Consider the following 9333-nt stretch of genomic DNA (forward strand, 5'->3'; position numbering starts at 1 on the left):
ATTCCCCGTCCCCGTTCACCCCAAAAAAGGAGCTCGGACAAGCCCCTGGCGGAGCACTGCCCGCCCGGCCGCCTGAACCGCTGCTCCCGACAAGCCGACCGTGACAGCTTCAGCCACACAGGAGATCTTCATGCTGCGCATTTCCGCACGACTCAACCGCATCCAACCTTCACCCAGTTCCATGGCGGGGCAGCGCGCCCGCGAGTTGCGCGCCGCTGGCCGCGATATCGTCGGATTGACCTCCGGCGAACCCGATTTCGACACCCCTGACAACGTGGTGGAGGCCGCCATACGCGCCATGCGCGAGGGCAAGACCAAGTACACCGACGTGGGCGGCACGCCCGAGCTCCGCGAGGCGGTGACCGAGAAGTTTCGCCGTGACAATGGGCTGCAGTACGCGTCGACCGAGGTGATTGTCGGCACGGGCGCCAAGCAGGTGATCTTCAATGCCTTCATGTGCACACTGGAAGCCGGCGACGAGGTCATCGTGCCCACACCCTACTGGGTGTCATACCCCGACATCGCAGTGCTGGCCGACGGCGTGCCGGTGTTCGTTCCCTGCCCACCCGACAAGGGCTTCAAGCTGCAGCCCGCCGACTTGGAGCGCGCCATCACCCCGCGCACCCGATGGCTGGTACTCAACGCACCCAACAACCCCAGCGGCGCTGCCTATAGTCGTGCCGAGATGAAGGCGCTGACCGACGTGCTGGTGCGCCACCCCCATGTGTGGGTGATGGCCGACGACATCTACGAGCATGTTCTCTACGATGGCCGTGAATTCGTCACGCCGGCCCAGGTGGAGCCCGCGCTCAAGGAGCGAACCCTGACGATCAATGGCGTCTCCAAAGCCTATGCCATGACCGGCTGGCGCATCGGCTATGGCGCCGGGCCGACTGCGCTGATCAAGCCCATGGTGAAGTTGCAGTCGCAGAGCACCTCCAACCCTTCTTCCATCGCTCAGGCGGCGGCGCTGGAGGCGCTGCGCGGACCACAGGATTACATTCGCGAGCGAACCGCCATCTTTCAGCAGCGGCGCGACATCGTGGTGCAGAAGCTCAACGCCATCCCCGGCATCAGTTGCCACGTGCCCGAAGGCGCGTTCTACGTCTTCCCCTCGTGCGCCGCCCTGATGGGCAAACGCACCGCCGAGGGCTGGGCGGTGAACAACAGCAACGAGTTCGTGCTGTACCTGCTGGACACTGAAGGTCTGGCGCTGCTGCAGGGGGAGGCCTATGGCGTTCCTGAATATTTCCGCATCTCGTTCGCCACGTCGATGGAAATGATCGACGAGGGTTGCCGCCGTCTGGCGCGCGCCTGTGCCCGTCTGCAGGAGTAAGTGCAACTGACCATTCCCGACAAAGGCGCAGTGTTCGTTCTGCGTTGACTTCAGGGGGATCAGGGTTTTTTGCCTGCAGTTTCGGTGCTTGGAACACCCCACTGACCTTCGGGCGATGTTTGGATGATTGATAATGGAGTCCCTGCCCTAGGGGCAACTTTGGTGCTGTCATAAGAGTAGTTTCTAGAATCCGTGCGGGTTTCGGAGCTTCTTTCGGTAGAGTCCCGCCAAACGCAAAAGCCCTTGAGTTTTCGAAGCTCAAGGGCTTTTTCCATTCTGACGCTTCTCCTCTCACCCCCCTTCACTGCAGCCAGCGCCGAGCGGCGCAGGGATGGCAATCGTTTTCTCGCGACACCATGGCTCTCTTGCACGACACCACCCTCGACATCGATTTCGGCACTTCCAATTCGGCCATGGCCGTGCGGGAGGGCGATGCTCCCGCGCGCTTGCTAGCGCTCGAAGGCGCGGCAACGGCGCTGCCGACCGCGCTGTTCTTCAACACCGAGGAGCAGCGCACGCACTTTGGCCGCGATGCCGTGGCGCAGTACCTCGAAGGCACCGAAGGGCGGCTGATGCGCTCGCTCAAGAGCCTGCTGGGCAGCGCGCTGCTGCAGGACAAGACCGTGGTGCAGAACACGGCGGTGAGCTACCAGGACATCATTGCGATCTTCCTGCGCATGCTGGCCGAGCAGGCGCGCCGCACGCTCGGCGGCATACCGGGGCGCGTGCTGCTGGGCCGGCCGGTGCATTTCGTCGACGGCAACCCCGAGCGCGACCTGCAGGCGCAGGAGGCGCTGCGCGCGGCGGCGCGCGATGCCGGGCTCGGCGCGGTAGAGTTCCAGTTCGAGCCGATCGCCGCGGCGCTCGACTACGAGCAGCGCATCGCGCGCGAAACCCTGGTGCTGGTGGTCGACATCGGCGGCGGAACATCCGACTTCACCGTGGTGCGGCTGGGGCCGCAGCGCCGGGCGCGCGCCGACCGCAGCGGTGATGTGCTGGCCACCACCGGCGTGCACATCGGCGGCACCGACTTCGACCACAAGCTCAGCCTGGCGCGCGTGATGCCCCTGCTGGGCCTGGGCCACACAGGCCCGCAGGGCCGCGAGGTGCCCAGCTGGGTGTTCCACGACCTCTCGACCTGGCACCTGATCCAGTGGCTCTATGCGCCGCGCGTGCTGCGCGACGCCCAGGCCCTGCGCAGCGACTACAGCGACGTGGCGCTGCACGCGCGCCTGATGGCGGTGCTGCAGCAGCGCCTCGGGCACCGCGTGGCCGATGCGGTGGAGCGCGGCAAGATCGCCGTGTCGCAGCACGGCGCGGACACCACGCTGGCGCTCGACTGGGTCGAGCCGGGCCTGGGCGCGCTGCTCACGCCCGCGCACCTGGCGCAGCACCTCGACGCCCTGCTGGGCAAGGTGGTCGAATGCGCCGGTGCCTGCCTGCAGCTGGCGGGGCTCGCGCCGCAGCGCATCGACGCGATCTACCTCACGGGCGGCTCGTCGGCGCTGCAGCCGCTGCGCCAGGCGCTGGGGCGCGCGTTTCCCGACACGCCGCAGGTCGAGGGCGACCTGTTCGGGGGCGTGGCCTCGGGGCTGGCCTGCGCACACCGGACGCACTGACGGGGTGAACACCCGGGCCGGTGCGCGTTGGCGCGCGCGGCCCAGCCGATTGCAGAACTATCAAAAATAGAGCTGCTTGCGCTTGCTGGTATTAGGTTTGAGGCACTTTTGACTGGAATTTTCCGATCCGGCCCCCAGAGGCTGCGGCCCAGCCCCTGGCGGATCAGCCTTCGCCGTCCGCTTCGCGCCGCAGCGCCAGCGCCGTGTCGTAGAGCGCATTGCGCGGCGCGCCCGTGATCTCGGCGGCCAGGCGCACGGCGGTCTTGAGCGGCAGCTCCTGCAGCAGCAGCTGCAGTACGCGCAGGCTGTCGTGGTCGCCTTCGGGCGCGGGCGCGGGGTGCAGCAGCACCACGAACTCGCCGCGCACGCGCTGCGGCGCGCCGTCGAGCCAGGCCGCCAGGGCGTGCGCGCTCTGGGTCGTGACCTCTTCGAACTGCTTGGTGAGCTCGCGCGCCAGCGTCACCGGCCGCTCGCCGAGCACGGCCAGCGCCTGCGCCAGCTCGCCGATGCGGTGCGGCGCCTCGAGCAGCACCACGCAGCGCGGCTCCAGCGCCAGGCGCTGCACGGCCGCAGCGCGCTCGGCCTGCTTGACGGGCAGGAAGCCCGCAAACACAAAGCCGCTGTCGCCGCCGCCGCTGGCCACGGCGCCGGCCACGCTCAGCGCCGCCGTGATGCTGCTGGCGCCGGGCAGCGGCACCGCGCGCAGGCCGGTGGCGCGCACGGCGGCGGCCAGGCGCGCGCCGGGGTCGCTGACGCCGGGCGTGCCGGCATCGCTCACGTAGGCCACGCGCTGGCCCTGCTGCAGCCGCGCCACCACCGCCTGCGCGGCCTCGGCCTCGTTGTGCTGGTGCACCGCCAGCAGCTGCGCGCCGCTCTTGTCGATGCCGTAGGCGCGCAGCAGGCTTTGCGTGTGGCGCGTGTCCTCGCAGGCCAGCGTGTCGGCCAGCTGCAGCACATGCAGGGCGCGCAGCGTGATGTCGGCCAGGTTGCCGATGGGCGTGGCGACCACGTACAGGGCGCCTTGCGGATAATGCTGCGCAGCCGCCGCGTCGCGCGCGGCATCCAGGGCTGATGCGAAAGATGCGCTCAATGGATTTCCTCGGAAAAAAAGCCGCCAGCGCCGGTGCGCCGGGCACGACGCGCCAGCGTGGCAACGCCGCAGAAGACCTGGCGCTGGACCACCTGCAGGCCGCGGGCCTGCGCTTGCTGGCGCGCAATTATCGAACGCCCGGGCGCGGCGGCGGCGAGATCGACCTGATTGTGCGCGAGCGCGATGGCACTGTGGTGTTCGTCGAGGTGCGCAGCCGCGCCAGCCCGGCGTTCGGCGGCGCCGGCGCCAGCATTGGCGCCGCCAAGCGCCAGCGCATCGTGTTCGCCGCGCGCCACTACCTGCTGCGCCTGGGCGCGCCGCCCCCGTGCCGCTTCGACGTGGTGCTGGTCGAGGGCGGCGGCGTGCAGTGGCTGCGCGCCGCGTTCGATGCCTCCTGACCGCGCGAGCCCGCAGGCAGGCTACGGTTTGCTACAAAACTTGTAACACCACGCAGGTATCATCGCTCCCCATGCTTGAGCAACGCATCCAACAGCATTTCATCGACAGCGCCGATCTGAAGTACCAGGCCGCCCAGGCGCTGGGCAAGCCCATTGCGGACGCGGTGCAGGCCGTGCTGGCCTGCATCACCAGCGGCAGCAAGATCCTGGCGTGCGGCAGCGGCGTGTCCGCCGCCGACGCCCAGCAGTTTGCCGCCTTCTGCGTCGCCGGCTTCGAACGCGAACGCCCCGAACTGGCCGCGGTGGCCTTGTCCGCCAACGGCGCGCTGCTGGCGTCCGTGACCGGCCAGGGCGAGCCGGCGCAGCAATACGCGCGCCAGGTGCGCGCGCTCGGGCAGGCGGGCGACCTGCTGCTGGCGCTGTGCGTGGGCGGTAACGACGTGCAGGTGCTCGCTGCCGTGCACGCCGCGCACGAGCGCGACATGACCGTGGTGGTGGTCAGCGGGCGCAGCGGCGGCGCGCTGGCCACGGTGCTGCGCGAGACCGATGTGCTGATCTGCGTCCCGCACGAGCGCGCCGCGCGCGTGCGCGAGGTGCACGCGCTGGTGCTCAACTGCCTGTGCGATGGCGTGGACGCCCAATTGTTTGGTGAACAGGAGAACCCGTAATGAAACTTCGCATGACCCGTACCGCTTGCATGCTGCTGGCTGCCGCCAGCCTGGGCGCTGGCCTGGCAGGCTGCTTCCCCTTGGTGGTGGGCGGGGTGGCCATGGGCAGCATGGTGGCCGTGGACCGGCGCACCGCCGGCACCCAGGTCGAGGACCAGGGCATTGAAATGCGGGCTGCCAATCGCATCCAGGCCGACCACGGCGACCGCGTGCACGTCAACGTGACCAGCTACAACCGCCAGGTGCTGCTGACCGGCGAGGTGCCGAGCGCCGAAGTGCGCCAGGCCATCGAGCAGGCCGTGGCGGGCGTGGGCAATGTGCGCTCGGTGGTCAACGACCTGGGTGTGATGCCCGCGACCTCGCTGGGCCAGCGCTCCAACGACACCTTCATCACTGGCAAGGTGCGTGCCAGCCTCGTGGACGCCAAGGACCTCACGGCCAGCGCCTTCAAGGTGGTGACCGAGCGCAACGTGGTTTATTTGATGGGCCTGGTCACGCCGCGCGAGGCCAACCGCGCCACCGCCATTGCGCGCGGCGTCGGCGGCGTCAGCAAGGTGGTGCGCGTGTTCGAGCAGCTCAGCGAGGAAGAGCTGGTGCGCCTGAGCGCGCCGAAACCCGCGCCCGTGAGCACGGATTCGGGCCCCCAGCGCGCTCCCTGACGCCGCAGCGCCTGCCCCGGGCGCGCGCGTTCCCGGTCCCGTCAGTCCAGGCGCTTGACCAGGCTGGACGTGTCCCAGCGGCCGCCGCCCAGGTGCTGCACGTCGCCATAGAACTGGTCGACCAGCGCCGCCACGGGCAGGCGCGCACCGTTGCGCTTGGCTTCGTCGAGCACCAGGCCCAGGTCCTTGCGCATCCAGTCCACGGCAAAGCCGAAGTCGAACTGGCCGGCCACCATGGTCTTGCCGCGGTTGTCCATCTGCCAGCTCTGCGCCGCGCCCTTGCCGATCACGTCCAGCACCTGGTCCATGTCCAGGCCTGCGCGCTGGCCAAAGGCCACGGCCTCGGCCAAGCCCTGCACCAGCCCGGCGATGCAGATCTGGTTGACCATCTTGGTCAGCTGCCCCGCGCCCGCCTCGCCCATGCGCGTGAAGGCGCGCGAAAACGCCATGGCCACGGGCCGCGCCGCATCGAACGCGGCCGGGTCGCCGCCGCACATCACGGTGAGCTGGCCGTTTTGCGCGCCGGCCTGGCCGCCGGAGACGGGCGCATCGATGAACTGCAGGCCCAGGGTGCGCGCAGCGCCGTACAGCTCGCGCGCCACCGCGGCGGACGCCGTCGTGTGGTCGACAAAGATGGCCCCGGGCTCCATGCCGGCAAAGGCGCCGTCGGCGCCCAGCGTGACGGCGCGCAGGTCGTCGTCGTTGCCGACGCAGCAAAACACCAGCTCTGCGCCCTGCGCCGCCAGGCGGGGTGTTTCAGCATGTTTTGGGGCGCCAGCCCTTGCGTGCTCTGCGCACCATGCTATGGATTTTGCGGTCGTGCGGTTGTAGACCGTGACCGTGTGGCCCGCCAGCGCCAGGTGCGCCGCCATGGGGGCGCCCATCACGCCAAGGCCCAGAAAGGCGACCTTGCGGGGCGGCGTGGCTTCGTAATTGCGGGGGTGGGTGCTTGGCATGGGTTCTGTCCGGTCAGTGAAGAAAAAAGTCCGGCCCGACCAGCGGGCCGGTGCGAGTGGAAGCGCCTTCAGACGATCGCGAAGTGCTCGGTGCCCGAGGCCAGGTCGGTGGTCTTGGCGCGCTGGCTGCTGAGCTTGATCTGCAGGCGCAGGTCGTTGACCGAGTCGGCATTGCGCAGCGCGTCCTCGTAGGTGATGACGTTGGATTCGAACAGGTCGAACAGGGCCTGGTCGAAGGTCTGCATGCCCAGGTTGCGGCTCTTCTTCATGACCTCCTTGATCTCGGCGACCTCGCCCTTGAAGATCAGGTCGGAGATGAGCGGCGTGTTGAGCATCACCTCGACGGCGGCGGCGCGGCCCTTGCCGTCCTGCTTGGGGATCAGGCGCTGCGAGACCATGGCGCGCAGGTTCAGCGACAGGTCCATGAGCAACTGCGCGCGGCGCTCCTCGGGGAAGAAGTTGATCACGCGGTCGAGCGCCTGGTTGGCGCTGTTGGCGTGCAGCGTCGCCAGGCACAGGTGGCCGGTTTCCGAGAACGCGATCGCGTGCTCCATGGTCTCGCGGTCGCGGATCTCGCCCATCAGGATCACGTCGGGCGCCTGGCGCAGCGAGTTCTTCAGCGCCGCATCCCAGCTGTCGGTGTCGAGCCCCACCTCGCGCTGCGTCACCACGCAGTTCTTGTGCGGGTGCACGAACTCGACCGGGTCTTCCACCGTGATGATGTGGCCGAAGGAGTTCTCGTTGCGCCAGTCCACCATGGCGGCCAGCGTGGTCGACTTGCCCGAGCCCGTGGCGCCCACGAGGATGCACAGGCCGCGCTTGGTCATGGTCACTTCCTTGAGCACCTGCGGCACGCCGAGCCCGTCGATCGTGGGCAGCGTGAGCGGAATCACGCGCAACACCATGCCCACCCGGCCCTGCTGGATGAAGGCATTGACGCGGAAGCGCCCGATGCCCGGGGGCGAGATGGCGAAATTGCACTCCTTGGTGCGCTCGAACTCGGCCGCCTGCTTGTCGCTCATGATGGAGCGCGCCAGCGTCAGCGTGTGGTTGGGCGACAGCGGCTGGGGCGAGACCTTGGCGATCGCGCCGTCGACCTTGATCGCCGGCGGGAAATCCGCCGTGATGAACAGGTCGCTGCCATTGCGGCTGACCAGCAGCTTGAGCAGATCGTTGATGAATTTACTGGCCTGATCGCGTTCCATCAGAGTGTCTCCCACGGTCTGGCATGGCGGTGCCAAGGGTTCATTTTTGGTGCTCGTTCAGGCGCGCGCTCACGGCGCGCAGGCGCAGCGACAGCTTGCGCGCCAGCAGCGCCACCAGGCTGGCGGCCAGCTGCGGGTCGCGGGCCATCATGTCGTCCATGGCGTCGGCGCTGAGCACGGCGATGTCGCATTCGGTCAGCGTGGTGCAGGCCGAGAAGCGGATGCCGCTGTCGAGCAGCGACATCTCGCCGAGGATGTCGCCGGGCCGGGTCTCCGCCAGGCGCAGCTGCTCGCCCCAGGGCTGCACGCGGTCCACGGCGATGGTGCCCGAGAGCAGCACCACCATGAAGTTGCCATATTCGTCCTGGCGGATCACGTCGCGGTTGGCGGCGATCTGGGCGAACTCGAAGAAGCGCTCCATGCGCTTGACCGCGTCGGTGTCGAGGTGCGCCATGTACTTGTCCTTGGCCCACAGCGCCTGCAGCAGCTTGCCGCCGCGGCTCGGGGCCAGGCGCTTGGCGCCCACTTCGACGGCGCGCGCCTCCCACGGCACCAGCATGGCCGCGCCCACGCCCTGGTCGGCAAAGGCGGTGGAGAAAAAGACCGAATCGGAATGCTCTTGCGCGGCCTTGTTGCCGCGCGCCTGCTGGCGCAGCAGGCCAAGAATGCCTTTCATGGGGGGCTCCAGTGGGCCGCCCAAGGGCGGCCGGGGTCAGGGGGTGGTGTGTGCTTCACCCGGGGAAGTTGTCGGGAATCTTGGCCTTGCTGCGCGCTTCGGCCGGGCTGATGATGTTGCGCCGCACCAGATCCGTGAGGTTCTGGTCCAGCGTCTGCATGCCCACGCTGTTGCTGGTCTGGATGGTCGAATACATCTGCGCCACCTTGGCCTCGCGGATCAGGTTGCGGATCGCGCTGGTGCCCAGCATGATCTCATGCGCGGCGACCCGGCCCGAGCCGTCCTTGAGCTTGCACAGCGTCTGCGACACCACAGCCTGCAGCGACTCCGACAGCATGGAGCGCACCATCTCCTTCTCTTCGGCCGGGAACACGTCGATGATGCGGTCGATGGTCTTGGCGGCGCTGGACGTGTGCAGCGTGCCGAACACCAGGTGCCCGGTCTCGGCCGCCGTCATGGCCAGCCGGATGGTTTCGAGGTCGCGCATTTCGCCCACCAGGATCGCGTCCGGGTCCTCGCGCAGCGCCGACTTGAGCGCGGCCGCGAAGGAGAGCGTCATCGGCCCGACCTCGCGCTGGTTGACCAGGCATTTCTTGGACTCGTGCACGAACTCGATCGGGTCTTCCACCGTGAGGATGTGGCCGTATTCGGTCTCGTTGAGGTAGTTGACCATGGCCGCGAGCGTGGTCGACTTGCCCGAGCCGGTGGGGCCGGTCACCAGCACCA

The 9333-nt window shown here is 68.5% G+C and carries 10 protein-coding genes; 5 read left to right on the top strand and 5 right to left on the bottom strand.

The genetic code is table 11. The features are described from left to right. The first annotated feature begins 130 nt into the window (after positions 1-130). Positions 131-1336, top strand: a complete 1206-nt coding sequence (locus tag B2J89_RS15385) for a pyridoxal phosphate-dependent aminotransferase (protein WP_169169919.1) — start codon at positions 131-133, stop codon at positions 1334-1336. Between the two features lie 356 nt (positions 1337-1692). Then, the gene (locus B2J89_RS15390; RefSeq protein ID WP_169169920.1) at positions 1693-2955 is read left to right on the top strand and encodes an Hsp70 family protein; all 1263 of its coding nucleotides are present in this window, start codon (positions 1693-1695) and stop codon (positions 2953-2955) included. 163 nt (positions 2956-3118) lie between these two features. Here B2J89_RS15390 and rsmI read toward each other — a convergent pair whose 3' ends face one another. Next, on the bottom strand, positions 3119-4045 hold the full coding sequence (gene rsmI, locus B2J89_RS15395) for a 16S rRNA (cytidine(1402)-2'-O)-methyltransferase (RefSeq protein ID WP_169169921.1): 927 nt from the start codon (positions 4043-4045) through the stop codon (positions 3119-3121). On the opposite strand from rsmI, the gene B2J89_RS15400 reads away from it, so the two are divergent. From B2J89_RS15400 to B2J89_RS15410, 3 genes are all read left to right on the top strand, one after another. Further along, positions 4045-4443, top strand: coding sequence for a YraN family protein (locus B2J89_RS15400; protein ID WP_169169922.1), 399 nt, complete (start codon positions 4045-4047; stop codon positions 4441-4443). The two genes, rsmI and B2J89_RS15400, sit on opposite strands and share 1 nt — an antisense overlap. Positions 4444-4514: 71 nt before the next feature. Next, positions 4515-5111 (top strand): SIS domain-containing protein, encoded by a 597-nt coding sequence (locus B2J89_RS15405; protein WP_169169923.1) that lies wholly within the window; start codon positions 4515-4517, stop codon positions 5109-5111. Further along, on the top strand, positions 5111-5770 hold the full coding sequence (locus B2J89_RS15410; protein ID WP_169169924.1) for a BON domain-containing protein: 660 nt from the start codon (positions 5111-5113) through the stop codon (positions 5768-5770). Before B2J89_RS15405 ends, B2J89_RS15410 begins: the two co-directional genes overlap by 1 nt. Positions 5771-5811: 41 nt before the next feature. On the opposite strand, the gene B2J89_RS15415 is transcribed toward B2J89_RS15410, so the two are convergent. From B2J89_RS15415 to B2J89_RS15430, 4 genes are all read right to left on the bottom strand, one after another. After that, on the bottom strand, positions 5812-6726 hold the full coding sequence (locus tag B2J89_RS15415) for an NAD(P)-dependent oxidoreductase (RefSeq protein ID WP_169169925.1): 915 nt from the start codon (positions 6724-6726) through the stop codon (positions 5812-5814). 68 nt (positions 6727-6794) lie between these two features. Continuing rightward, the gene (locus B2J89_RS15420) at positions 6795-7931 is read right to left on the bottom strand and encodes a PilT/PilU family type 4a pilus ATPase (protein WP_169169926.1); all 1137 of its coding nucleotides are present in this window, start codon (positions 7929-7931) and stop codon (positions 6795-6797) included. A gap of 40 nt (positions 7932-7971) precedes the next feature. Next, positions 7972-8607, bottom strand: coding sequence for a cyclic nucleotide-binding domain-containing protein (locus B2J89_RS15425; protein ID WP_169169927.1), 636 nt, complete (start codon positions 8605-8607; stop codon positions 7972-7974). 55 nt (positions 8608-8662) lie between these two features. Next, on the bottom strand, positions 8663-9333 hold a 671-nt coding region (locus B2J89_RS15430), incomplete at its 5' end, for a type IV pilus twitching motility protein PilT (protein ID WP_169169928.1).

Source organism: Acidovorax sp. SRB_24 (assembly GCF_012931925.1).

Coding starts and splice junctions, on each gene's coding strand:
- B2J89_RS15385 (WP_169169919.1), top strand. CDS start 131: ATGCTGCGCATTTCCGCACGACTCAACCGCATCCAACCTTCACCCAGT.
- B2J89_RS15390 (WP_169169920.1), top strand. CDS start 1,693: ATGGCTCTCTTGCACGACACCACCCTCGACATCGATTTCGGCACTTCC.
- B2J89_RS15400 (WP_169169922.1), top strand. CDS start 4,045: ATGGATTTCCTCGGAAAAAAAGCCGCCAGCGCCGGTGCGCCGGGCACG.
- B2J89_RS15405 (WP_169169923.1), top strand. CDS start 4,515: ATGCTTGAGCAACGCATCCAACAGCATTTCATCGACAGCGCCGATCTG.
- B2J89_RS15410 (WP_169169924.1), top strand. CDS start 5,111: ATGAAACTTCGCATGACCCGTACCGCTTGCATGCTGCTGGCTGCCGCC.
- B2J89_RS15415 (WP_169169925.1), bottom strand. CDS start 6,726: ATGCCAAGCACCCACCCCCGCAATTACGAAGCCACGCCGCCCCGCAAG.
- B2J89_RS15420 (WP_169169926.1), bottom strand. CDS start 7,931: ATGGAACGCGATCAGGCCAGTAAATTCATCAACGATCTGCTCAAGCTG.
- B2J89_RS15425 (WP_169169927.1), bottom strand. CDS start 8,607: ATGAAAGGCATTCTTGGCCTGCTGCGCCAGCAGGCGCGCGGCAACAAG.